Source organism: Pseudomonas sp. PNPG3 (assembly GCF_023093815.1).
GTDB lineage: Bacteria > Pseudomonadota > Gammaproteobacteria > Pseudomonadales > Pseudomonadaceae > Aquipseudomonas > Aquipseudomonas asiatica.
Genome location: NZ_JALLKV010000033.1, coordinates 14,720 through 38,086, shown reverse-complemented (window position 1 = coordinate 38,086; position 23,367 = coordinate 14,720). Strand labels below are relative to the sequence as shown.

Annotated in this window: 19 protein-coding genes, 1 tRNA gene and 1 pseudogene; 10 read left to right on the top strand and 11 right to left on the bottom strand. The window is 62.4% G+C overall.

Translation table 11 applies throughout. The features are described 5' to 3' along the window. Nucleotides 1-238: 238 nt before the first annotated feature. On the bottom strand, nt 239-1,876 hold the full coding sequence (gene mqo / locus MJ643_RS19900; RefSeq protein WP_013973787.1) for a malate dehydrogenase (quinone): 1,638 nt from the start codon (nt 1,874-1,876) through the stop codon (nt 239-241). Nucleotides 1,877-2,281: 405 nt separating this feature from the next. Here mqo and MJ643_RS19895 point away from each other — a divergent pair, with 405 nt between their 5' ends. Then, entirely contained in the window at nt 2,282-3,334 is a 1,053-nt protein-coding gene (locus MJ643_RS19895; RefSeq protein ID WP_013973788.1) for a proline racemase family protein, read from the top strand. Between the two features lie 152 nt (nt 3,335-3,486). Here the strand turns inward: MJ643_RS19895 and MJ643_RS19890 are convergent, their stop codons facing one another. Continuing rightward, nucleotides 3,487-3,678 (bottom strand): DUF4223 family protein, encoded by a 192-nt coding sequence (locus tag MJ643_RS19890; protein WP_208209521.1) that lies wholly within the window; start codon nt 3,676-3,678, stop codon nt 3,487-3,489. 220 nt (nt 3,679-3,898) lie between these two features. Between MJ643_RS19890 and MJ643_RS19885 the strand changes: the two genes are divergently transcribed. The 3 genes and pseudogenes from MJ643_RS19885 to MJ643_RS31585 form a co-directional block, all read left to right on the top strand. Further along, nucleotides 3,899-5,353, top strand: a complete 1,455-nt coding sequence (locus tag MJ643_RS19885) for a TrkH family potassium uptake protein (protein WP_023660685.1) — start codon at nt 3,899-3,901, stop codon at nt 5,351-5,353. A gap of 161 nt (nt 5,354-5,514) precedes the next feature. Next, a complete protein-coding gene (gene nhaA, locus MJ643_RS19880; RefSeq protein ID WP_013973790.1) occupies nt 5,515-6,876 on the top strand; it encodes a Na+/H+ antiporter NhaA in 1,362 nt (453 codons plus the stop codon). 38 nt (nt 6,877-6,914) lie between these two features. After that, nucleotides 6,915-6,995 (top strand): annotated as a pseudogene (locus MJ643_RS31585) (hypothetical protein); the annotation flags it as partial. 167 nt (nt 6,996-7,162) lie between these two features. On the opposite strand, the gene MJ643_RS19875 reads toward MJ643_RS31585, so the two are convergent. The 5 genes from MJ643_RS19875 to dapA all read right to left on the bottom strand — a co-directional run bounded on the left by MJ643_RS19875 (nt 7,163) and on the right by dapA (nt 10,868). Continuing rightward, a tRNA-Ser gene (locus MJ643_RS19875) sits at nt 7,163-7,252 on the bottom strand. A 91-nt stretch (nt 7,253-7,343) separates the two neighbouring features. Beyond that, complete coding sequence (gene purC / locus MJ643_RS19870; RefSeq protein ID WP_004375217.1) at nt 7,344-8,054, bottom strand: phosphoribosylaminoimidazolesuccinocarboxamide synthase; 711 nt, start codon at nt 8,052-8,054, stop codon at nt 7,344-7,346. 30 nt (nt 8,055-8,084) lie between these two features. Continuing rightward, nucleotides 8,085-8,843 carry an MBL fold metallo-hydrolase gene (locus MJ643_RS19865; protein ID WP_013973791.1) on the bottom strand — a complete coding sequence of 253 codons (759 nt, stop codon included), beginning with the start codon at nt 8,841-8,843 and terminating at the stop codon, nt 8,085-8,087. After that, the gene (gene bamC, locus MJ643_RS19860) at nt 8,844-9,965 is read right to left on the bottom strand and encodes an outer membrane protein assembly factor BamC (protein ID WP_004375223.1); all 1,122 of its coding nucleotides are present in this window, start codon (nt 9,963-9,965) and stop codon (nt 8,844-8,846) included. A gap of 15 nt (nt 9,966-9,980) precedes the next feature. Next, complete coding sequence (dapA, locus tag MJ643_RS19855; protein WP_023660687.1) at nt 9,981-10,868, bottom strand: 4-hydroxy-tetrahydrodipicolinate synthase; 888 nt, start codon at nt 10,866-10,868, stop codon at nt 9,981-9,983. Between the two features lie 259 nt (nt 10,869-11,127). On the opposite strand from dapA, the gene MJ643_RS19850 reads away from it, so the two are divergent. Continuing rightward, the gene (locus MJ643_RS19850; RefSeq protein WP_013973793.1) at nt 11,128-11,688 is read left to right on the top strand and encodes a glycine cleavage system protein R; all 561 of its coding nucleotides are present in this window, start codon (nt 11,128-11,130) and stop codon (nt 11,686-11,688) included. An 11-nt stretch (nt 11,689-11,699) separates the two neighbouring features. Next, the gene (locus MJ643_RS19845) at nt 11,700-12,173 is read left to right on the top strand and encodes a peroxiredoxin (RefSeq protein ID WP_013973794.1); all 474 of its coding nucleotides are present in this window, start codon (nt 11,700-11,702) and stop codon (nt 12,171-12,173) included. 114 nt (nt 12,174-12,287) lie between these two features. On the opposite strand, the gene MJ643_RS19840 is transcribed toward MJ643_RS19845, so the two are convergent. Both MJ643_RS19840 and MJ643_RS19835 read right to left on the bottom strand, forming a co-directional pair. Continuing rightward, nucleotides 12,288-13,358, bottom strand: a complete 1,071-nt coding sequence (locus tag MJ643_RS19840; protein ID WP_013973795.1) for an AI-2E family transporter — start codon at nt 13,356-13,358, stop codon at nt 12,288-12,290. A gap of 19 nt (nt 13,359-13,377) precedes the next feature. Next, nucleotides 13,378-13,617 carry a sulfurtransferase TusA family protein gene (locus MJ643_RS19835; protein ID WP_004375233.1) on the bottom strand — a complete coding sequence of 80 codons (240 nt, stop codon included), beginning with the start codon at nt 13,615-13,617 and terminating at the stop codon, nt 13,378-13,380. Nucleotides 13,618-13,739: 122 nt separating this feature from the next. Here MJ643_RS19835 and MJ643_RS19830 point away from each other — a divergent pair, with 122 nt between their 5' ends. Further along, complete coding sequence (locus MJ643_RS19830) at nt 13,740-15,176, top strand: M48 family metalloprotease (RefSeq protein WP_013973796.1); 1,437 nt, start codon at nt 13,740-13,742, stop codon at nt 15,174-15,176. 109 nt (nt 15,177-15,285) lie between these two features. Here MJ643_RS19830 and nadA read toward each other — a convergent pair whose 3' ends face one another. Together nadA and MJ643_RS19820 are read right to left on the bottom strand one after the other, a co-directional pair. Continuing rightward, entirely contained in the window at nt 15,286-16,344 is a 1,059-nt protein-coding gene (gene nadA, locus MJ643_RS19825) for a quinolinate synthase NadA (RefSeq protein WP_003254747.1), read from the bottom strand. A 277-nt stretch (nt 16,345-16,621) separates the two neighbouring features. Next, nucleotides 16,622-18,130: a YdgA family protein gene (locus MJ643_RS19820; protein WP_013973797.1), complete on the bottom strand. Its 1,509-nt coding sequence runs from the start codon at nt 18,128-18,130 to the stop codon at nt 16,622-16,624. A gap of 445 nt (nt 18,131-18,575) precedes the next feature. Here MJ643_RS19820 and MJ643_RS19815 point away from each other — a divergent pair, with 445 nt between their 5' ends. From MJ643_RS19815 to MJ643_RS19805, 3 genes are all read left to right on the top strand, one after another. Beyond that, complete coding sequence (locus MJ643_RS19815) at nt 18,576-19,928, top strand: APC family permease (RefSeq protein ID WP_013973798.1); 1,353 nt, start codon at nt 18,576-18,578, stop codon at nt 19,926-19,928. Between the two features lie 66 nt (nt 19,929-19,994). Continuing rightward, on the top strand, nt 19,995-22,058 hold the full coding sequence (locus tag MJ643_RS19810; RefSeq protein WP_013973799.1) for a methyl-accepting chemotaxis protein: 2,064 nt from the start codon (nt 19,995-19,997) through the stop codon (nt 22,056-22,058). A 155-nt stretch (nt 22,059-22,213) separates the two neighbouring features. Then, on the top strand, nt 22,214-23,173 hold the full coding sequence (locus MJ643_RS19805) for a cation transporter (RefSeq protein WP_013973800.1): 960 nt from the start codon (nt 22,214-22,216) through the stop codon (nt 23,171-23,173). The last annotated feature ends 194 nt before the right edge of the window (nt 23,174-23,367 follow it).

The following is a 23,367-nucleotide window of genomic DNA, read 5'->3' as shown; positions in this document are numbered from 1 at the left end:
ATCGACTGACAAGATTAATTTAAGCATCAAAATATGTTTTTATTGGGGCTGAGCTGGGTTTCCGATCAGTGGTTTCCTGAGCTGGCCTCTTCGCGGGTAAACCCGCTCCCACAGGGATAGCGCCAAGCCTGTGGCCAGCGCGGTCCCTGTGGGAGCGGGTTTACCCGCGAAAGGGCCGGAACAGGCAACAAAAAAGCCACGAGGTCTCCCCCGTGGCTTCTGTCACAACAATGGCCGTTTACAGTGCCATGTCATTCTCAGGCTTGCTTTCAACCGGCTGGCTAGGTGCAACCGTAGTGCCGACGCTCTCGTCGATTACCGGTGGTTTCTCCAGCTGCAGCACTTCAGCGGTGTAGTTCCACTCTTTCTGGGTGGCTGCCGCCGAGTCGTTCAGCTTGGTGCCGTAGCTTGGCACGATCTGCTTGATCTTGGCCTGCCACTCTGGGGTAGCGACCTTCTCCTTGAACACGGTTTCCAGCACGTTCAGCATGATCGGGGCCGCAGTCGAAGCACCTGGCGATGCACCCAGCAGGCCGGCGATGGTGCGGTCTTCGGAAGCGACCACTTCGGTGCCCAGCTTCAGCACGCCGCCCTTCTCGGCATCACGCTTGATGATCTGCACGCGCTGGCCGGCCTGCCACAGGCGCCAGTCTTCCTTCTTGGCGTTCGGGAAGTAGGTACGCAGGGCTTCGAAGCGGTCGTCGTCAGACAGCATCAGCTGGCCAGCGAGGTATTCCACCAGCGGGTACTGCTCGATGCCGACCTTGGTCATCGGCCACACGTTGTGGGTGGTGGTGCTGCTCAGCAGGTCCAGGTACGAGCCGTTCTTCAGGAACTTGGTCGAGAAGGTGGCGAATGGGCCGAACAGGATCACGCGCTTGCCATCCAGCACGCGGGTGTCCAGGTGCGGAACCGACATGGGTGGCGCACCGGTGGAGGCGATGCCGTAGGCCTTGGCCATGTGCTGCATGGCCACGGTCGGGTTCTCGGTCACCAGGAACGAGCCGCCTACCGGGAAGCCTGCGTACTCCTTGGCTTCAGGAATGCCCGACTTCTGCAGCAGCTTCAGCGCGCCGCCACCAGCACCGATGAACAGGAACTTGGCGTCGGTAGCCGATTCGCTACCGTCCTTCAGGTTCTTGTACTCAACGTGCCACGAGCCGTCCTTGTTGCGGGTGATGTCCTGCACTTCGCTGGACAGCTTCAGGTCGAAGTTTTCCTGGGTTTTCAGGTGGCCGACGAACTGGCGGGTGATCTCGCCGAAGTTGACGTCGGTGCCGATTGGCGTCCAGGTCACGGCCAGCTTCTGGTTCGGGTCGCGGCCTTCCATCATCAGCGGGACCCACTTGGCGATCTGCGCGTGGTCCTCGGAGTACTGCATCGGGCGGAACAGCGGGCTGGCCTGCAGCGCGTCGTAACGCTTCTTCAGGAACTTGATGTTGTCATCGCCCCACACGAAGCTCATGTGCGGCGTGGTGTTGATGAACGAGTGCGGGTTCTTCAGCACGCCCTGGCGGACCTGCCACGACCAGAACTGGCGGGAGATCTGGAAGGCCTCGTTGATTTCGATGGCCTTGGCGATGTTGACGTTGCCGTCCTTGTCTTCCGGGGTGTAGTTCAGCTCGGCCAGCGCGGAGTGGCCGGTACCGGCGTTGTTCCAGCCGTTGGAGCTTTCTTCGGCCACGCCATCCAGGCGTTCGACCATTTCCATCGACCAGCTTGGCTCCAGCTCGTGCAGCCACACGGCCAGGGTCGAGCTCATGATGCCGCCGCCGACCAGCAGCACATCTACTTTCTTGGTTTCTGCGGCGTGCGCTTGCATGACGCTTGCAGCGACAGCCAGACCCAGCAAGGTCTTGCCAGCTTTCTTGAACATTGATCGATTCCAGTCAGGAGAACAGAGGGCGGGCCTGTGGCTGGCCCAGGTAAAGCATGTTCTGCAGCGCAGGCTTGTTGTTGATCATTGTTCAGCAGCCAGAGAACCAGAAAACGACTCGGCCTTTTGTCGAATTGACCGACAAGGCTGAATCGTTTTTCCGATTGTAACTTAAATGCCAGCACAAACAAATTGCCGGCCCGGGAGTCAAGGTGGCGGGTTGTCTCAGGCCTGTGCGCCCGTGTGGGAGCGGGCTTGCCCGCGAAAGGGCCGGCACAGGCCTGCGCAAATGCCATTCAAAAAACCGGTCACCCGATCGGAATTATTCGACTTACAGCCCCGCCCTACCGCTTTTATCCTGCGCTCCAGACCCCGCCTCAATCCGATCAGAACAGGGCCGCCCATATGTCATTCAAACGAACCATCCACGCCGTCGACACCCACGCCGGCATCCCCATGCGCGTCATCACAGGCGGTGTACCGCACATCCCCGGTGACAGCGTACACGCCAAGATGAAATGGCTCGAAACCAACGACGATCAGTTGCGCAAGCTGATGCTGCGTGAACCGCGCGGCTATCCGGCGCACTGCTGCAACATCATCGTCCCGCCAAGCCACCCCAAGGCCGACGCCGGCTACATCATCATGGAGCAGATCGAGTACCCGGTGATGTCCGGCAGCAATACCATCTCGGTGGCCACCGTGCTTTTGGAGATGGGCATGCTGCCGATGCAGGAGCCGCTCACCGAGCTGGTGCTGGAGGCCCCGGCCGGGCTGATCCGCATCAAGGCCCGATGCGAGGGCGGCAAGGTCAAGGCCGTCACCTTCCAGAACGTACCGGCGTTCGCCGCACACTTGGATACCGAAATCGACGTACCGCACCTGGGCAAGGTGCGCGTGGACGTGGGCTGGGGCGGCATGTTCTATGTGATCGCCGATGTGCGCCAGTTCAAAGGCCTGCAACTGATCCCGCAGCACGGCGCCGAAATCGCCCGGGTATCGTCGATGATCCGCCAGGCGGCTATCGAGCAACTGCCGGTGGCACACCCCGACTACCCGGGCATCGGCATTACCATCTCGCAGCTATCCGGCCCCAGCGAAGACCCCAACGCCGACTGGAAGAACGCGGTGACCATGACCTGCGGCGAGTTCTCGTGGGACGACCCGGCCACCTGGACCGGGGCGCTGGACCGCTCCCCGTGCGGTACCGGCACCTCGGCGAAGATGGCCACCCTGCACGCCAAGGGCGAGCTGCCATTGCACCAGGACTTCCGCCATCAGGGCCTGCTCGGCAACATCTACACCGGCCGCCTGATCAATGAAACCAGCATCGGCGGCAACGAGGCCGTGGTACCAACCATCACCGGCAAAAGCTGGATCTACGGCCTGAACACCTTCGTGCTCGACCACGACGACCCGTTCCCCGAAGGCTTTACCATCGGTGATATCTGGGCCTGAGCCCAGGCAGCGTTCAATGCACTGGTATCCGCGAGCCGGGCCTTCTGGCAAGACCTTCATCTGAAGAGCCCACAAACAAAAACCCCCGACCATGTACATGACCGGGGGCCTTGGATCACGCCGCAAGCGTCGCGATCAGGGTACCGCCAAGATTACTGCTGCTGAGGCAGTTTATCGATCGGGCCGCAGCCACCGATGATCTTGGAGATGGAAACCGAAGGGTGGAACAGGTAGTCGTAGGTGCAGTTTTTTGGCTGGTTGTAAACCTGACCAGTGCAACCCGACAGCATGGCAACACCCGAAACGACAGCAACGGCTACAGTAGCCTTGAACAGCTTTTTCATACTAAGTCCTTTAAATGAATCATCTTCGGCCATCGTCTGATGGCGCCGGGATGATACAGAACCCAGGCATCGGATCCAAGCCGCAAGGTGCACTGGCTAGTTGCACCTGTGCAACAATCGAGTGGCTCTGTATGAACTGTCCTAAGACATTACGGCTTTTTTACTCGACATTGCTGTACGGCAGGCAATACTGCCGGCATTGTCCGCACGAGCTCAACTAATGCCGCTTCCAGCGTTGCGCTTCATAGCCTTCATTATTGGTGTATTCCTGATCACCTTGGCCGTCAGCATGGTAATCCCGATGCTGACACTGCTGCTGTACGACCGCAGCGATGATCTCGGCGCTTTCGTCTGGTCAAGCCTTATCGTCCTCTGCGCAGGCCTGGTCATGGTGGCCCGAGGCGCTCCCGGCGCACCGCAACTGCGCGCCAGGGACATGTACCTGCTCACAACGGCAAGCTGGGTCATCGTTTGCGCATTTGCGGCCTTGCCGATGGTGTTCATCCGGCACATCAGTTACACGGACGCGTTCTTCGAAACCATGTCAGGGATCACCACCACCGGCTCGACGGTACTGACCGGGCTGGACAATGCATCGCCCGGGTTGCTTATCTGGCGGTCTTTGCTGCACTGGCTGGGAGGCATCGGCTTTATCGGCATGGCTGTCGCGATCCTGCCCCTGCTGCGCGTAGGTGGCATGCGCCTGTTCCAGACCGAATCTTCGGATTGGTCAGACAAAGTGACACCCCGCTCGCATGTTGCGGCCAAGATGATCCTGATCATCTATGTGGGCCTGACAGTCTTGGGAACATGGGCGTTGTGGGCTGCCGGCATGACCCCGTTCGAAGCCATCAATCATTCGATGGCACTGATTTCAACCGGTGGTTTCTCTACCTCCGATGCCTCGCTGGGCCACTGGGGGCAGCCTGCGGTGCATTGGGTAGCCGTTGTCATCATGATCCTCGGCAGCCTCCCCTTCACCCTGTATGTGGCCACGCTGCGTGGCCATCGGCGCATCCTGTTCGATGACCATCAAGTCCGCGGTTTCATTGGCTTTCTCGTCTTCATCTGGCTCACGGTCGGAACCTGGCTCTGCTTGCACAGCGATCTGTCATGGTGGGATGCGTTCCGTATCGTGGCTGTCAACGTCACCTCCGTGGTGACCACCACGGGTATTGCCGTGGGCGACTACACGCTCTGGGGCAGCTTCGCCATCATGCTGTTCTTTTACCTGACGTTCGTCGGTGGCTGCTCGGGGTCTACCGCTGGAGGCCTGAAGATATTCCGTTTCCAGGTGGCCGCGGCCTTGCTTGTCAGCAGCCTGAAACAGTTGATCCATCCAAGGGCAACGATCTCGAAGAAATACAATGGGCACCCGATCGATGAAGAGATCGTGCGCTCACTGCTGACGTTTTCGTTCTTCTTCTCAGTCACCATCGCGGTCATCGCCCTTGGCCTCTCGCTGCTAGGGCTCGACTGGACAACGGCATTGAGCGGGGCCGCTACCGCCGTGTGCAACGTCGGCCCGGGGCTGGGAACGCTTATCGGTCCTGCAGGTAATTTCGCCTCGTTATCGGACGCTGCCAAATGGCTGCTGACTGTCGGCATGCTGCTTGGACGGCTCGAAATCCTGACCGTACTGGTACTCGTCTCTCCAGCTTTCTGGCGATTCTAGGCCAGAGGTTACCCGCCCATCTTCACGCTCATTCACGGTCACGTCATAGCCGTGAGTAGCGGTTGTTCGGTAGACTACTGCACGGGTGCCAGCTGCACGGTGCAGTGGGGCAGGTTAAAGAACAGCGCAGGTCGGGCCGCCATGCGGGAGTACTTGCGCCTATGCAAAAAAAGGAATTGTCTCGCGCCCAGGAATTGGCCGAGCGTGCCTTCGCCAACCTTGAACGCTTTCTGCACATTGAAGCGGTCAGCGGCATCGTTCTACTGGTTGCAGCTATTGCTGCGCTGATCTGGGCCAACTCCCCGGCCGCCGAAAGCTACGACGCCCTTTGGCACACACCGTTGACGATCGGCGTGGGTTCGCTGATCTATTCACAGTCGCTGCATTTCTGGATCAATGATGGCTTGATGACCATCTTCTTCCTTGTCGTGGGCATGGAGATCCGTCGCGAGATCCACGAGGGCGCACTGTCCAGCCTTCGGCAGGCCATGCTGCCCATGGCGGCCGCCATTGGCGGTGTAGCCGTACCCGCGCTCTTCTATTTGGGTTTTGGTCACGCTGCGGCGGAACAACAAGGCTGGGCCGTACCGACGGCTACGGATATCGCCTTTGCGGTAGGTGTCCTGGCGCTGCTCGGCAAGTCGATCCCGTCCAACGTCCGCGTGTTTCTGCTGGCCCTGGCCATCATCGATGACATCATCGCGGTGCTGATCATCGCGTTCTTCTATTCGGGCGGCCTCGATTACAGCGGTTTCGGGGTTGCGCTGATCGGCCTGCTGATGGTGATCGGGCTGCAGAAGATCGGAGTGGGTTCGGCCTACGCGTATATCATTCCCGGCTTTGTCACCTGGCTGGGCATCTTGCTGACCGGAGCCCACCCCACCCTCGCAGGCGTTGTGCTGGGCCTGATGACGCCAGTGGCCGCAATGCCGATGCGCGAGCGACCACTGGATGCAATCAGCCGATTCACCGGAGAGCTGCTGGGACGCGCCAGGGCGCCCGAGCGCGATGCCAGCGACCTCATGGACCCGTTGAAGCGCCTGCGCCTGGCCCAGCGCGAACTGGTGCCGCCAGTGGTGCGCATGCAAGGCACCCTGCACCCTTGGGTAGCCTTCGGCATCATGCCGGTGTTTGCCTTGGCCAATGCCGGGGTAAATCTTTCGGGTGTCGATTTGTCAGCCGAGGCCCCGCAGTGGGTGATGATCGCCGTCGCTGTCGCTCTGGTAGTTGGCAAACCCTTGGGCATCGTCAGCGTCAGTTGGCTGATGGTCCGCTTGGGCTGGTGCGCGCTTCCCGCCGAGGTGAGCTGGCGCAGCATCACCTTGGTCGGGCTGCTGGCCGGCATCGGTTTCACCATGTCGATCTTCATTGCCAATCTCGCCTTCGTCGATCCTGGCGCGCTGGGGGCGGCGAAACTTGGCGTGCTTTCGGCATCGGTGATTGCAGCATTGCTTGGCCTGGCCTGGGGTGCATACAGCATCCGTAAAGCATCTGCCATGACCAAAGCAAGTTCGATGACCTAGAAAACCTGACTGGTGACCCACTTCTATCACGCAAGTGGGGTTCGATACTTGCCGGGGGCGCAGTGGGCATTGCGGCGGCCTTAAACGCGCCTCTGGCCGGTATGGTGTTTGCCATCGAGTAACCAAGCCGCACGTTCGAGCAACGCCGGTGCTCTTTGCCGAAAGCTGTGCCGGACACGGCCTCGCATGTTCAATTTCTGGCCTGAATTTGCCCTAACCCAATGGCCAGAAACGACGAAGCCCCCGAAAACTTTAACGTTTTCGGGGGCTTCGCTTACTTCGCGTATGGCGGAGAGATAGGGATTTGAACCCTAGGTACTGTTGCCAGTACAACGGATTTCGAATCCGTCCCGTTCGACCACTCCGGCATCTCTCCAATGCCGCGCATCATACCAGCGTTCTTTTAAAACGCAAACCTTTTTTTAAAAAAAATCGCGTGGTATCAGGCGCTTGCGTGAACGCACCGCTTACAGCGGCACGCCCAGGCGCTTGGCAACTTCTTCGTAGGCTTCGATAACGTCGCCCAGCCCCTGACGGAAGCGGTCCTTGTCCATCTTCTTGCGGGTCTCTTTGTCCCACAGGCGGCAGCCGTCCGGGCTGAACTCGTCGCCCAGCACGATCTGGCCATGGAATACGCCGAATTCCAGCTTGAAGTCGACCAGCAGCAGGCCGGCGTCATCGAACAGCTTGCTCAGCACTTCGTTGACTTTCAACGACAGCTTTTTCATTTCGGCCAGCTGCTCGGCAGTGCCCCAGCCGAACGCGACAACGTGGGATTCGTTGATGAAGGGGTCGCCCTTCTCGTCGTTCTTCAGGAACAGCTCGAAGGTGGACGGCTCCAGCTTGATGCCCTCCTCCACGCCCAGGCGCTTGACCAGGCTGCCGGCGGCGTAGTTGCGCACCACGCACTCGACCGGAATCATGTCCAGCTTCTTCACCAGGCACTCGTTGTCGCCCAGCAGCTTGTCGAACTGGGTCGGCACACCGGCTTCTTCCAGTTTCTGCATGATGAAGGCGTTGAACTTGTTGTTCACCATGCCTTTGCGGTCGAGCTGTTCGATGCGCTTGCCGTCGAACGCCGAAGTGTCGTTACGGAACAGCAGGATCAAGCGGTCGGCGTCGTCGGTCTTGTAAACCGATTTGGCCTTGCCGCGGTAGAGTTCGTCGCGTTTTTCCATGATTGGGCTCCGCTTGCTTGAGGTGTTGGGCTAGGCGATTTCACGCCAGTCGAGCCCGTGTTCCTGATTCGCCACCTGGAGCCAGTCCGGGTCGCACCCAAGGGTGTCGACGAAGCACTGGCGAGCCAAGTGTGGCAGGTTGTTCTTGCTGCTGAGGTGGGCCAGCACCAGGTGTTGCAGGTTGCTCCAGCCCAACTCGTGCACCAGGCGCGCGGCCTGGTGATTGTTCAAATGTCCTTGCATGCCACCCACCCGCTGCTTCAGGAAGGCCGGGTAGTGACCGCGTGCCAGCAGGTCGCGGCAGTGGTTGGCCTCGATCAGCAGCGCATCCAGGCCCTGGTAACGCTCCAACAGCAGCGCGTCGTACGAGCCCAGGTCGGTCAGCATGCCGAAGCGCCGCTGGCCGTCGCTGACCACGTACTGCAGCGGCTCGTAGGCGTCGTGCTCGACCCGCGCCGCGGTCACTTCCAGGCTGCCGATACGCAGGCTTTGGCCACAAGCGAGAAAACCGGCCACCTCCACCGGCTTGCGCATGCCGCGCAAGGTCCCCTGGCTGAGGTAGACCGGTACATTGTAGCGCCGTGACAGCAAGCCGACCCCATGCACGTGGTCGGCATGTTCGTGGGTGACCAGTACCGCACTGAGCTGTGCCGCCGACACGCCGAGCAGCGCCAGGCGCCGCTCGGTCTCGCGCAGGGAGAACCCGCAATCGACCAGGATGAACGTGCCACCACTGGCGATCAGCGTGCCGTTTCCCTGGCTGCCGCTTCCGAGTACCGCGAAGCGCACTTAGCCCAGGTGGTCCTGAATGGCGCTCAGCACGCGGCGGGCGACATCGGCCGGGGCCACGGTGTTGATGTTCTTCTCGACCGTGACCTGCACGCTCTCACCCACCTTGCTCAAGCGAACCTGGTAGCGCTCGGCACGGGCTTCACGCTCTTCCTTGGTCGGCTCGCTGCCGAACATGCGGCCGAAGAAGCCAGGCTGGTTCTGCTTGTCTTCAGGCTTTTCAGACAGGTTGATGTAGTACAGGCCCAGGCTGCGGTTGATGTCCTCGACACGCCACTCGCCACCTTGCTCCAGGGCACGGCCCACGCTGGACCAGGCGCGATCCAGGTCGGCGCCCAGGTACAGCACCGGGTTGCCGCTGCCGTCTTCGCTCAGGCTGACCCGGCTTGGCGCGTCGAAATCGCGCGCGGCCAGCAGCGATACCGAACCGCCCTTCTCGGCGCTGCGGTTCATGCTGGCAAGCATTTCGTCGACCAGCAGGGCATCGGCACCGGTGTTGCTGGAGGTGGACGGGAAATCGGGCTCGGCAGTGCTGCCAGCCGGGCGCTCGACGCTGACCACATACACCTCGGAGGTGTTGCGCTGCACGCCAGGCTCCATGCGCACACGCACGCGCACTTCACTGTCAGCGCTGCTGGCAGTGCTGGCCAGGCGCTGGCCGAGCGATGCCGACAGTTCGTCGAAACGCTGCCAGGTGGTGTTGAATTCGCCGGTCTGCGGACGCTCTTCGGCGATGCGGAAGCCGTTGTCCTCGAAGAACTGGCGAGCCACCGGCCATACTTCGGCCGGCGAATGCTGAGCCAGCACCCAACGGCTGCTGCCGCTGCGCTGCAGGCTGTAGTCGGTAACCTGGGCGGCGCCACCGGTCATCGGTTGCGGGCGAGGCACCTCGAATTCGCCGGTGGCGCTGTCGTCGGCGACGTTGCGTGGGATCGGCAGCAGCGGGTCAAGGCGCTTGACGTTGCTGGCGTCCGGCGGCAGCTGCATCGGCGCAGTCGGGCGCGCCTGCAGGTAATCGCTGCCGCGGTCGCGGAAATAGCCATCCTCGCCCCACAGCCAGCCACACCCACTGGTGCTGGAAATGATCAGGGCAAGGGCGGAAAGACCAGCCAGTCGCTTCATGCGGTGTACTTCCTCTTAAACCAGTACGCCGGACTGGCGCAAGGCAGTACGGACTTTTTCGTGGCAGCCTTCGCTCAGCCAGGTCAGCGGCAGGCGAATGCCTTTGTGCATCAGGCCCATTTCGACGAGTGCCCATTTCACCGGGATCGGGTTGGACTCGCAGAACAGGTCTTTGTGCAGCGGCATGAGTTTTTCGTTGATTGCGCGGGCCTTCTCGGCATTGCCCTCAAGGGCGGCCTCGCACAGGTCGGCCATTTCGCGAGGGGCGACGTTGGCGGTGACGGAGATGTTGCCTTTGCCGCCCATCAGGATCAGCTCGACGGCGGTCGGGTCGTCGCCGGACATGACGATGAAGTCTTTGTCGACGCCATCAAGGATGGCCTTGGCGCGTACGAGGTCGCCGGTGGCTTCCTTGATGCCGATGATGTTCTTGACCTTCGACAGGCGGATCACGGTATCGGCCTGCATGTCGCAGGAGGTGCGGCCGGGTACGTTGTAGAGAATCTGCGGGATGTCGACGGCTTCGGCGATGTGCTTGAAGTGCTGGTACAGGCCTTCTTGCGTCGGCTTGTTGTAGTACGGTACCACCAGCAGGCAGGCGTCGGCGCCGGCATTCTTGGCGTTCTGGGTCAGGTGCACGGCTTCGGCAGTGGAGTTGGCACCGGTGCCGGCGATGACCGGGATGCGGCGGCTGCTGCGCTTGACGCGCTCAACCACGTGCTTGATGACCAGGATGTGTTCTTCGACATCCAGCGTGGCGGACTCACCGGTGGTGCCGACAGCGACGATCGCATGGGTGCCGTTTTCCAGGTGGAAGTCTACAAGTTTGTCGAGGCTGTCCCAGTCAAGACGCCCTTGTGCATCCATGGGAGTGACCAATGCCACCATACTGCCCGCAATCATGTAACTGCTCCTGCCGGAAAAAGAGAGCGGTAATGGTACTGGGGGCATCGGCCTTGCACAAGCGAAGCAGGCGGGCGGAGCATTCCCCTCGGCGCCTTATTTCGCTACCCTTGATGCTTTGATCGGTGCAGCGCGGCCCGCCGGGCCGTCGACCTTGCTCCCCGCCAGCGTCCACGACCTCGCATGCGAGCCCCGGGCCCTGCCGACAGGAGGCTTTCGCCCGTCCTGTGCCGACCGCTCATCGCTTTAGGAATGCTGCATGTCCACCCCCACCGTCCGCGAACAATTCCTTGTCATCAGTGCCTTGGGCCCGAACCCCATGGAGCTGGCCAACGTCCTCAGCCGCGCTGCGTTCGAGAACCGCTGCGCGGTGGTCACCTCGCGCCTGAGCCGCCACGGCGAGACCAGCGCCCTGGTACTGCAGGTAGGTGGCAGCTGGGACGCCCTGGCGCGCCTCGAAGCCATGCTGCCGGGCCTGGGCAAGAAGCACGGCCTGACCCTGGACGTGGTGCGCAGCGCCGACCAGGAAGTGCGCCCGCAGGCCCTGCCCTACGTGGCCTACGTCAGCGCCGCCTACCGGCCGGACATCATCAACGAGCTGTGCCAGTTCTTCCTCGACCACCGCGTCGAGCTGGAAGCCATGACCTGCGATACCTACCTGGCACCGCAGACCGGCAGCAGCATGCTCAACGCCCAGTTCACCGTGATTCTGCCGGCCGGCACCCAGATCAGCTGGCTGCGTGACCAGTTCCTGGACTTTGCCGATGCCCTGAACCTCGATGCGCTGATCGAGCCATGGCGTCCACAGAACCCAATGTAAGGAAACCGACCATGGCCGTAGCACTCGACCAACCCGTTGCCGACTTCCAGGCCCAGGCCACCAGCGGGCAAACCGTCAGCCTGGCCGAGCTCAAGGGCCGACAGGTGGTGGTGTACTTCTACCCGAAGGACAGCACCCCGGGCTGCACCACCGAGGGCCAGGGTTTCCGTGACCAGCACGATGCCTTTGCCGCAGCCAACACCGTGGTGTTCGGCGTGTCGCGCGATGGCATCAAGTCGCACGAGAACTTCAAGGCCAAGCAAGGCTTCCCGTTCGAACTGATCAGCGACAAGGACGAAGCCCTGTGCCAGCTGTTCGATGTGATCAAGCTGAAGAAGCTGTATGGCAAGGAATACATGGGCGTTGACCGCAGCACCTTCCTGATCGACAAGGACGGTGTGCTGCGCCAGGAATGGCGCGGGGTGAAGGTGCCCGGGCATGTGGATGCAGTACTGGCTGCCGCCCAGGCCCTGAACAAGGCTTGAGATCGTTGGGGGCGCTTTGCGCCCCTTTCGCGACACAAGGCCGCTCCTACAGGAAATCGCGTATCCCTGTAGGAGCGGCCTTGTGTCGCGATGGGCTGCAAAGCAGCCCCAAAATTACAGCATCGGTGACACACTAGGCTCCTGCCGTGGCCAGGCATCCAGCACGGCCTTGATCAAGGTCGCCAGCGGGATGGCAAAGAAGATCCCCCAGAACCCCCACAACCCGCCAAACAGCAACACCGCGCAAATGATCGCCACCGGGTGCAGGCTCACCGCCTCGGAGAACAGCAGCGGCACCAGCACGTTGCCGTCCAGCGCCTGGATGATCGCGTACACCGTCATCAGGTAGATGAACTGGTCACCCCAGCCCCACTGGAACAGTGCGATCAACGTCACCGGCACGGTCACCACAACCGCGCCCACGTAAGGCACCACCACCGACAGCCCCACCAGCAGCGCCAGCAACGCGGCGTAGTTGAGCCCCAGGCTGATGAAGGCGATGTAGGTGGCAATGCCGCAGATCAGGATCTCGATGCCCTTGCCGCGGATGTAGTTTGCGATCTGCCGGTTCATCTCGCTGCCCACCCGGTTCAGCAGGCTGCGCTGACGTGGCAGGTAGCCGCTGACCCAACGGCCGATCAGTTCGCGGTCCTTGAGAAAGAAAAACACCAGGATCGGCACCAGCACCAGATAGATCATGGCGTTGACCAGAAGCGGCAGGCTCGATAGCGAGAAGGTCAGTGCCCACTGGCCGAATTTGCCGATTTCTCCGCGCACCGACTCGATGGCATGCAGCACCTGCTCGTCCGACACCAGGTGCGGATAGCGCTCGGGCAACAGCAACAGCAGCGACTGCCACTTGCCGAGCATGCCCGGCAGCTCGTTGAACAGGGTGATCAACTGGTGCCAAAGCAGTGGCACCAGCACCAGCATGAACACCGCCAGCGCGCCCATGAACAGGGCGAACACCAGCATCACCGCCAACCGGGTGGGTACCCGCAAGCGCTCCAGGGCATTGACCAGCCCCTGCATCAGAAACGCCAGCACCATGCCCGCCAGCACCGGCGCAAGCATGCCACCCAGGGTGAGTACCGCAGTAAAAGCCAGGAACAACAGGACCGCCAGCACCACCGCTTCCTCATCGGAGAAGTAGCGCTGCATCCAGTTGCGAAGCACTTTGAACATTGACGATCCTTGGAAAGACTCAGGCCTTGCGTAGCCAGTAAGTGTAGGTACCGGCCTCGGCCGTTTCCCGCAGCAGGGTATGACCGGCCAACTGGGCGAAAGTGCGGAAGTCGCGCTGGGAGCCGGCGTCGGTGGCGATTACCTTGAGCACCGCGCCGCTGGCCAGGCGGTTGAGCTCCATCTTGGCCTTCAGCAGCGGCAAAGGGCAATTCAGCCCGCTGGCGTCCAGTTCGGCGTCACAGGTCAGGGTTTCACTCATTGCGGAACTCTCCAAAGGCATTGCCAGGCTGTATCTGGATTTGGCCGGCTAGGATAGCGCCACTGGTCGCCAACGTGTGAGCCCGCTACAGTAGGTATCTTTGACCGACGCGAGCTTCATGCATGAATCTACTGCGCCCTACCCTGCTGACGCTGGCCTGCCTGTTGGCCCTTCCCGGCCATGCTGACGACCTGCCATCACTGGGTGATGCCAGTTCCGCGATCGTCTCGCCGCAACAGGAGCACCAGCTCGGCCGTGCCTGGCTGAGCCTGCTGCGCGGCCAGGTCAACCAGCTCAACGACCCGCAGCTGAAGGACTACGTCGAGACCAGCGTGTACCGCCTGGCCGAAACCAGCCAGTTGCAGGACCGCCGCCTGGAATTCATCCTCATCGATAGCCGTGAGCTCAACGCCTTTGCCGCCCCCGGCGGCATCGTCGGGGTCAACGGCGGGCTGTTCCTCAACGCCCAGACCGAAGGCGAGTACGCCTCGGTACTGGCCCACGAACTGGCGCACTTGTCGCAGCGCCACTTCGCCCGCGGCGTCGAGGCCCAGCAGCGCATGCAACTGCCGATGATGGCGGCGCTGCTGGCCGGTATCGTGCTGGCGGCCGGTGGCGGCGGTGATGCCGGTATCGGTGTGATCGCCGGCACCCAGGCGGCGGCGATCCAGGAACAGCGGCGCTTCTCGCGGCAGAACGAACAGGAAGCCGACCGGATCGGCATCCAGAACCTGGAAAAGGCCGGCTACGACCCGCGCAACATGCCGACCATGTTCGAGCGCCTGGCCCGGCAGTACCGCTACGACGCCAAGCCGCCGGAATTCCTGCTGACCCACCCGGTAACCGAGTCGCGTATCGCCGACACCCGCAACCGTGCCGAGCAGGCCCCCAAGGGCGGCGTCGAGGACAGCATGCGCTACCAGTTGATCCGTGCCCGGGTGGCGCTTACCTACGAAGGCACCCCGGGGCTGGCGGCCAAACGCTTCCGCGCCCAACTGGACGAAGACCCCAAGCTGGACGCCGCGCGTTACGGCCTGGCCCTGGCGCAGATCAAGGGCGGCCAGCTGAACGAGGCGCGCGAGCTGCTCAAGCCGCTGCTGGCCAAGGCCCCCAACGACATTACCTACAACCTGGCGCAGATCGACCTGGACATCACCAACAACCGCCTGGCGGATGCGCAGCAGCGTGCTGAACGCATGCAGGGGCTGTACCCAGGCAACTACCCGCTGAAGCAGGTGCGTGCCGATCTGCTGGTGAAACTGAACAAGCCCGCCGAGGCGGAAAAGGTGCTGAACGAACTGGTGAAGAGCCGGCCGGATGACCCGGACGTGTGGTACGACATGGCCGAAGTGCGGGGCCTTTCGGGCAATACCATTGGCTTGCACCGGGCACGGGCCGAGTACTTCACCCTGGTGGGCGATTTCGACCAGGCCATCCAGCAGCTGGATTACGCCAAGCGCCGGTCGGGCGGGAACTTCCCGCTGGCAGCACAGATTGACCAGCGCCAGCGCGAGATCATGGAGCAGAAGCGCATGGTTCAGGAAATGATGGGGCGTTGAGAGCCCTTTCGCGGGTAAACCCGCTCCCACAGGGACCGCACCGCCCGTGAGCGCTGCGCTGTACCTGTGGGAGCGGGTTTACCCGCGAAGAAAGCGACGCGGTCTGGCGTCAGGCGTTACCGGACAACTTCAGGCGCGCTGCCTGGGTAAAGTCCAGCATCCGGTTCAACGGCTTGATCGCCTTCGGTACCAGCGCCGGGTCGACAAAGATCTCGTTCGTGCCATTACGCAGGCAATCCAGCACACGCTCCAGGGTGTTCATCGCCATCCACGGGCAGTGCGCGCAACTGCGGCATGCCGCGCCGTTACCGGCGGTGGGGGCTTCGACGAACTCCTTGTCCGGGCACAGCTGCTGCATCTTGTAGAAGATGCCGCGGTCGGTAGCGACGATGAAGGTCTTGTTCGGCAGGGTCTGGGCAGCCTTGATCAGCTGGCTGGTGGAGCCCACCGCGTCGGCCAGCTCGATCACCGCTTCAGGCGACTCGGGGTGCACCAGAATCGCCGCATCCGGGTACAGCGCCTTCATGTCGGCCAACTGGCGTGACTTGAACTCTTCGTGAACGATGCAGGCACCGTCCCACAGCAGCATGTCGGCACCGGTTTGCTTCTGGATGTAGCGCCCCAGGTGCTGGTCCGGGCCCCAGATGATGGTTTCGCCGTTGTCCATCAGGCTTTCGACGATTTCCAGCGCGCAGCTCGAGGTCACCACCCAGTCGGCACGGGCCTTCACCGCTGCAGAAGTGTTGGCGTAGACCACCACGGTGCGCTCGGGGTGCTGGTCGCAGAAGGCTGAGAACTCTTCTACCGGGCAGCCCAGGTCGAGCGAGCAGGTGGCCTCCAGGGTAGGCATCAGCACGCGTTTTTCGGGAGTGAGGATTTTCGCCGTCTCGCCCATGAAGCGCACGCCGGCAACGATTACGGTTTCGGCCGGGTGGTTCTTGCCGAAGCGGGCCATTTCCAGCGAGTCGGACACGCAGCCGCCGGTTTCTTCGGCCAGCGCCTGGATGACCGGGTCGCAGTAATAGTGGGCGACCAGCACGGCGTTCTGGGCCTTGAGCTCGGCAGCGATGGCCGCACGGTATTCGGCCTCCTGCTCGGCTGTCAGCGGGTTTGGCTGCTTGGCGTCGAGGTGGGCCTGAACCAACAGGCGTTCGGAAATCTGGGTCATGATCGCTGGACCTGCAGGCGCGTGCGCGCGTCAAATCGAGTGTATCACCCGGCCCTGACAGATCGGCTAAGGGTGCCGGACGGCACAAAGGCCGCCACGGCCCTCTGCGGGCGCGGATTATTATCGGAGGCCGAAGGCTACAGACAATCCAGCGAATTCTAAAGTGGTTTTTGTGTTGCCTGCACTGGCCCTTTCGCGGGTGAACCCGCTCCCACAGAGTCTGCCAAACTCCTGTGGGAGCGTGTTTACCCGCGAAGAGGCCGGTACAGGCTTTCGATCAGCCCTGCGGCGACAGGGCCGCCAGGTGCGAGGCCATGAGCATCGCGAACTCTTCCACGGTCATCTTCTTGCCGTTGAAGTCGACCATGCCGTCGGCATAGTGCAGGCTGCTCACCACATCATTGCCCTGCACCGTGGCCATGCCGCTCTGCAGCGCCATCATGCCGACCATTTCCCCGGCCTGGCTCGATTGCATGGCAATGGCCTGGGCGTCGGTCTGGCCATCCAGCAGTGCCTGCAAGGTTGCCAGGTCACCGATCATCGGCTTGGACAACGACAGCTTGCTCTTCACCTCGGTGATCAGTTGCTTGCTCAACTGGTCAGGCGGCAGGTCGAAGCTGGCCGGGGCGGCGAAGCCCATCGACAGGTCGAAGCGGCTTTCACCATTGGCAGTCCTGAACGACAGGTTTTCCACCGCCACCCGGGGCTTGGCAGCCAGCAGTTTCTGCAGCTCGCCCTGGAACCTGGCCTTCTCCTCATCGTCCATCTGGATTTCCGGCACCGGCTGGCCAGCGGCAGCTGCGGCCTCGAATTCCGGCAGGTGCGCCTGGTACCACGTCGACAACGCCTGTAGCGCCGGCGCGTTGACCGACGTGATGCTCACCGCCATCTGCGCCTTGCCCACCGCACGGCCATCCCAGGTGATATCCCCGACCTTGTACTCCACGCGGCCACCCACGGTATCCGGGCCCTCAAGGGTTTGCAGGGCGTTCTGCTCCAGCCCCTTGACCACCAGCACCTGCTGTTTCGGCCCCAGGGTGACCTTGGTTTCGGCCAGTGCCAGGTCGACGTTGCCAACGTAGATGGCCTCGTGCGCGGTGGCCGCCAGCTGGCCGCCGACCTTCAGACCATTGAGCTCGAAGGTGGCAGGCGGCTGGTCATCGCGTACCAGTTTCATCACGAACCGATCGGCCTGGCCGTGGAAGCTCGAGGCCTTGCCTTTCTGGTCACCACTGACTTGCAATTGCATGCCCGAGAAGTCGAGGCTGTTACCATCCGCTTCGTCGAGCTTGACCGGGGCCAGCTGCACCTGGCTGACCACATTGCCGTCATAGCCCAGGCTGGTCTGTGCGCTGACCGGGGCCTGCTCGCCCGCTGCGGCGAACCACGGCGCGGTGGCGTCGTCCTTCTGCAGCGTGCTGTTGCTGACTGCCAGCACCGGCATCAGCTTCAGTGCCTTTACCCGCGACCAGGGGAACGGGCCGTGCTCGATCTGGTCGGTCACGCCAACGTCGAAATTCACCACTTCGCCTTCGCCCAGGTTGATATCGCGGGCCTTGAGCCGGTACTGGGCGGTACTGCTGAAGAAATGCTGCTCCAGCGACACCCGTTCGATGCTCATGCTGCCACCGGTGCTCACCAGGGCCTTCTTGAGTTCCGCGTTGCTGCGGACCAGGGCGTTGTCCAGCTCCGCAGGCAGCTGCTTGCCGGTGTACCAGGCGCCAGCGGTGGTTGCGACGGCGATGGCGATAGCCAGGCCGGAAAGGATGCCAACTGATTTCTTCATGAATAGAACCGATTGCTGTCCATATGGGCTTCGTAGGCGGCCAAGGGCCACACAGGACGCCAAGAGTACCACTGCCGCCCAGCCCTGGCGCTGGCCAGGCTCGAGAAATCCGGTTTTTGGGAAACGCCTGACAGACCTGCCAAGGGAGACCGGCACACGTTAATTTTTGCGAACACCAGAATTGATCATAACCGCAAAAAAACGCGCAAAAACCGAACAAAACCCCACTTTAATCGATAAATATTTCAATCCAGCAACATCTTGTCATGTTTAACTTGACACTAAGCTACCCATCGTTTTTTATTTTCACCACTTTGCGCGCTCCCCGCGCCCCCCGCTGCTCCAACAATAAAGGTGAACAACATGGAGCCCACCCGCTCGCCCTTGCCGCATGCGCAGTACACCGTGCCCGCCGTTTACGCCCAGCCGCAGGAGCCATGCCAGCATGCAGCCTGACCACAGCGCTTCCGGCAACGGCCAACTCCGTAAAACCCTGCGTCTCTGGCACGTGATCATCATCGGTCTGGCCTACCTGACCCCGATGACCGTGTTCGACACCTTCGGTATCGTTTCCGGGATTACTGCCGGCCACGTACCCAGCGCCTACATCCTGGCACTGGCCGGGATCCTGTTCACCGCCGTGAGCTACGGCACCTTGGTAAGGCGCTTCCCGCAGTCGGGCTCGGCCTATACCTACACCCAGCGCGCGATCAACCCGCACGTCGGCTTCCTGGTCGGCTGGTCGTCGTTGCTGGACTACCTGCTGCTGCCAATGGTCAACGCCTTGCTGGCCAAGCTGTACCTTTCAGCCATGTTCCCGGAAGTACCGGAGTGGATGTGGGTGGCTGGCTTCGTCACCCTGATCAGCCTGATCAACATGCGCAGCGTGAACCTGGTGGCGCACTTCAACCTGCTGTTCGTGGCCGTGCAGGTGGCGATCATCGCCGTGTTCATCTACCTGTGCGTGCGCGGCCTGGACCAGGGTGAAGGGCTAGGTACCGCCTGGAGCCTGCTGCCGTTCGCCGACAATCAGACCCAGCTCAGCGCCCTGGCCGCCGGTGCGACTATCCTGTGCTTCTCGTTCCTCGGCTTCGACGCGGTGACCTGCCTGTCCGAAGAAACCCGCGACCCGGGCAAGACCATCCCTCGCGCGATCTTCCTCACCGCCCTGATTGGCGGCCTGGTGTTCATCACCGTGTCGTACTTCATCCAGGCCTACTTCCCGACCATGTCCCGCTTCCACGACCAGGAAGCGGCACTGCCGGAAATCGCCCTGTACGTCGGCGGCAAGCTGTTCCAGTCGATCTTCATCGCCTGCACCGTGATCAACACCATCGCCTCGGGCCTGGCCTCGCAGACCAGCGTGTCGCGCCTGCTGTACGTGATGGGCCGCGACAATGTGATCCCGGCCAGCCTGTTCGCCCGCCTGCACTCGCGTTACAAGACGCCAGTGCTGAATATTGCGGTGGTGGGGCTGATTTCGCTGTCGGCGATCTTCTTCGACCTGGTTACCGCCACCTCGATCATCAACTTCGGTGCACTGGTCGCGTTCAGCTTCGTCAACCTGTCGGTGATCAACCACTGCTATCTGCGTGAAGGCAGGCGCCAGGGACTTGCCAACCAGCTGACGTACCTGGTGGCCCCGACCATCGGCTTTTGCATCATCGTCTCGCTGTGGCTGGACCTGAACGCACATTCGCTGCTGTTCGGTGGCGTCTGGGCACTGCTCGGCCTGCTGTACCTGGCCTGGCTGACCAAAGCCTTCAGGGACTCCCCACCCAACTACATCGCTGAATGACCCATGCTGCCGACAACGCCCGCGCCTGATCGCGGGCGTTGCATTTGCTCGAAAAGGAAAGCCCTCATGCCGCTGCGTCGCCTCTCCATCCAGTGGAAGATCACCCTGCTCACCGGCCTGTGCCTGCTGGCCATCGTCGCCCTGCTGGTAACCACATCGCTGGCCCAGGCGCGGCGCAGCGCGGCATTGGTCAACCAGGCCAATACCGAAATGCTCGACAGCAGCGCACGCCTGCGCCTGCAGGCCCATGCCGAAACCCAGGCACTGCGCATCCAGCGCTATTTCATGGACGCCTACCAGTACGGCAATGGCTTTGCCCGCCTGGTGCAGGTGCTCAAGGCCCGTGGCGGCAACGACCTGCGCGCCGAACTGACGCGCCAGGCCCGCGCCAGCCTGGCCGGCAACCCGGATGTGATCGGCCTGTACCTGGTGTTCCAGCCCAACGCCCTGGACCCGGACAGCCAGTACCTCGGCCAGGATGCAATGGGCAGCAATGAGAGCGGGCGCTTCTCGCTGTACTGGTCACAACCCAGCCCCGGCACCCTGGAGCTTGAAGCCATGCCGGAATCGATGCTCGGAGACGCCAGCATCGGCAGCAACGGGGTAGCGAAGAACCGCTGGCTGACCTGCCCGCTGGACACCGCCAGAACCTGCATGCTCGAGCCATATCTCGACGAGGTGAATGGCCGCCAGGTACTGATGACCAGCATCGCCCTGCCGCTGCTGGAGCACGGCAAGGTGGTCGGCGTGGTCGGTCTGGACATCGGCCTGGCCAACCTGCAGCAGTTGAGCGTGGACGGCCGCCGGGAGCTGTTCGACGGCCAGGGCCAGGTCAGTATCGCCAGCGCGGCCGGTTTGCTGGCCGGCAACAGCCGCGACGACAGCAAGCTCGGCGAGCCGATGGACAAGGCGGTAGCCGACGGCCTGCTACGTGTTGCCCACCCGTTCACGCCAATCCCTGATGCAGCCCCTTGGCAGGTATTGCTGGAACTGCCGGAAAGCGTGCTGCAGGCGCCTGCCGTCGCCCTCAACCAGCGCCTGGATGCGCATAACCACAGCGCCAACCTAACCAGCCTGCTGGTTGGCCTGGGCGCTGCGGTAGTCGGTTTGCTGCTGGTGTGGCTGACTGCACGCGGGGTGACCCGGCCAATCCTGGCCGTGGCCGCGCGCCTGGAAGACATCGCCAGCGGCGAAGGCGACCTTACCCGCCGCCTGGAGTATGCCCGCCAGGACGAACTGGGCCAGCTTACCGGTTGGTTCAACCGCTTTCTCGACAAGCTGCAGCCAGTCATAGCCCAGGTCAAAGGCTCACTGCAGGAAGCCCGCGGAACCGCTGACCAGTCGGCAGCCATCGCCAGCCAGACCAGCAGCGGCATGCAGCAACAGCACCGCGAAATCGAACAGGTGGCCACCGCCGCCAATGAAATGAGCGCCACCGCCCTGGATGTCGCCCATAACGCCTCGCAGGCGGCCCAGGCCGCACGCGCTGCCGACCAAGCCAGCCGCGAGGGCCTGCAGTTGATCGACAGCACCCGAGAGGGCATCGACCGCCTGGCCGCTGGCATGAACACCGCCATGGACGAGGCGCGCGCGCTGGAAGGCCGCAGCGGGCAGATCGGATCGGTGCTGGAAGTGATCCGCACCATTGCCGAGCAAACCAACCTGCTGGCGCTCAACGCCGCCATCGAAGCCGCCCGTGCAGGCGAAGCCGGGCGTGGTTTTGCCGTGGTGGCAGATGAAGTGCGTGGTCTGGCCCAGCGTACCCAGTTGTCGGTGGAGGAAATTCGCCAGGTCATCGAAGGCTTGCAGCAAGGCACCCAGGATGTGGTGGGCGCGATGCAGCAAGGCCAGCGCCAGGCCCAGGACAGCGCCGCGCGGATGGAACAGGCGCTGCCGGCGCTACAACGTATTGGCGAGGCAGTGGCAGTGATCAGCGACATGAACCTGCAGATTGCCTCGGCGGCTGAAGAGCAGAGCGCCGTAGCCGAAGAGGTGAACCGCAATGTGGCTGGCATTCGCGATGTGACCGAATCGCTGGCAGGCCAGGCCGATGAGTCAGCGCGGATCAGCCAGGCCCTGAACCGGCTGGCCAACCAGCAGCAGGCGCTGATGGAGCAGTTCCGCGTCTAACCTGTCAGGACCAGTGCGCCTTCTTCGCGGGTGAACCCGCTCCCACAGGGTTTTGCGCCAATCTCGAAGGCGGTACCAAGTTGTGGGAGCGGGTTTACCCGCGAAGAGGCCCAGGCAGGCAACACAGCATCACCGTTTCTTCTAGAGCACATCTTATGCAAACCGCAACCAGATCCACCTTCTTCGACATCAGCAGCGAACAGGGCCTGTTACGCACCTCGATCGCCGTCACCCTGTTCATCGCCGTCATCGGCATCGCCTTCGGCCTGGCCTCCGGCTCGTTCTCCATCGTGTTCGACGGCGTTTATTCGCTGGTCGATGCCAGCATGAGCGGGCTGTCGCTGGTGGTGGTCAGGCTGATTACCGCGCATACCACCAGCGTGCAGATGTCACGCAAGTTGCGCGAGCGCTTCACCATGGGCTTCTGGCACCTGGAGCCGATGGTGCTGGCGCTCAACGGCATCCTGCTCAGCGGCGTGGCCATCTATGCGCTGATCAACGCCGTCAGCAGCCTGCTGCAAGGAGGGCGCCACCTGGAGTTCGGCATCGCCATGGTCTACGCGGTGCTGACCGTGATCGCCTGCGTGACCATCGCTGTTGTCGAGGCCCGCGCCAACCGCAAGCTGGGCTCGGACTTCGTGCGCATGGACGTCAAGGGCTGGGTGATGTCGGCCAGCATCACCGCCGCGCTGCTGATCGCCTTCTGCTTTGGCTATGCGGTGCAAGGCACATCGCTGGAGTGGGTGTCGCCGTATATCGACCCGGCGGTGCTGGCGCTGGTCTGCCTGGTGATCGTGCCGTTGCCGATGTCGGTGGTGCGCCAGGCCCTGTCGGAAATTTTCCTGGTGACCCCTGGCGACCTCAAGCTGCACGTGGATGAAGTCGCCAAGGCCTTCGTCGCACGCCATGGGTTGCAGTCGTACCGCGCCTATGTGGCCAAGGTCGGGCGCTCGCGGGAGATCGAACTGTATTTCATCGTGCCGAAGGCCATGGCCGCGAAGACCATCGATGAATGGGATGCGTGGCGCAACGAGATCGGTGATGCCGTGGGTGGTGAAGGGCCAGACCGCTGGCTGACGGTGGTGTTTACCGGGGATCCGGAGTGGGCTGAGTAAGCTGGGGGCGCTTTGCGCCCCTTTCGCCGGCAAGCCAGCTCCCACCTCGACCGCATTAGCCTCAAGTCATGCGCAAGCCCTGTGGGAGCTGCCTTGCCTGCGATGAGGCCAGTACAAGCAGCCGAAAACGAAAAAGCCCGCCACCGTTGCCGGTAGCGGGCTTTGACGTACTGCATATGGTGGGTCGTGTAGGA

Bases quoted from the DNA above. Each gene is read 5' to 3' on its own strand.
- mqo (WP_013973787.1), bottom strand. From the start codon at position 1,876: ATGTTCAAGAAAGCTGGCAAGACCTTGCTGGGTCTGGCTGTCGCTGCA.
- MJ643_RS19895 (WP_013973788.1), top strand. From the start codon at position 2,282: ATGTCATTCAAACGAACCATCCACGCCGTCGACACCCACGCCGGCATC.
- MJ643_RS19890 (WP_208209521.1), bottom strand. From the start codon at position 3,678: ATGAAAAAGCTGTTCAAGGCTACTGTAGCCGTTGCTGTCGTTTCGGGT.
- MJ643_RS19885 (WP_023660685.1), top strand. From the start codon at position 3,899: ATGCCGCTTCCAGCGTTGCGCTTCATAGCCTTCATTATTGGTGTATTC.
- nhaA (WP_013973790.1), top strand. From the start codon at position 5,515: ATGCAAAAAAAGGAATTGTCTCGCGCCCAGGAATTGGCCGAGCGTGCC.
- purC (WP_004375217.1), bottom strand. From the start codon at position 8,054: ATGGAAAAACGCGACGAACTCTACCGCGGCAAGGCCAAATCGGTTTAC.
- bamC (WP_004375223.1), bottom strand. From the start codon at position 9,965: ATGAAGCGACTGGCTGGTCTTTCCGCCCTTGCCCTGATCATTTCCAGC.
- dapA (WP_023660687.1), bottom strand. From the start codon at position 10,868: ATGATTGCGGGCAGTATGGTGGCATTGGTCACTCCCATGGATGCACAA.
- MJ643_RS19850 (WP_013973793.1), top strand. From the start codon at position 11,128: ATGTCCACCCCCACCGTCCGCGAACAATTCCTTGTCATCAGTGCCTTG.
- MJ643_RS19845 (WP_013973794.1), top strand. From the start codon at position 11,700: ATGGCCGTAGCACTCGACCAACCCGTTGCCGACTTCCAGGCCCAGGCC.
- MJ643_RS19840 (WP_013973795.1), bottom strand. From the start codon at position 13,358: ATGTTCAAAGTGCTTCGCAACTGGATGCAGCGCTACTTCTCCGATGAG.
- MJ643_RS19835 (WP_004375233.1), bottom strand. From the start codon at position 13,617: ATGAGTGAAACCCTGACCTGTGACGCCGAACTGGACGCCAGCGGGCTG.
- MJ643_RS19830 (WP_013973796.1), top strand. From the start codon at position 13,740: ATGAATCTACTGCGCCCTACCCTGCTGACGCTGGCCTGCCTGTTGGCC.
- nadA (WP_003254747.1), bottom strand. From the start codon at position 16,344: ATGACCCAGATTTCCGAACGCCTGTTGGTTCAGGCCCACCTCGACGCC.
- MJ643_RS19820 (WP_013973797.1), bottom strand. From the start codon at position 18,130: ATGAAGAAATCAGTTGGCATCCTTTCCGGCCTGGCTATCGCCATCGCC.
- MJ643_RS19815 (WP_013973798.1), top strand. From the start codon at position 18,576: ATGCAGCCTGACCACAGCGCTTCCGGCAACGGCCAACTCCGTAAAACC.
- MJ643_RS19810 (WP_013973799.1), top strand. From the start codon at position 19,995: ATGCCGCTGCGTCGCCTCTCCATCCAGTGGAAGATCACCCTGCTCACC.
- MJ643_RS19805 (WP_013973800.1), top strand. From the start codon at position 22,214: ATGCAAACCGCAACCAGATCCACCTTCTTCGACATCAGCAGCGAACAG.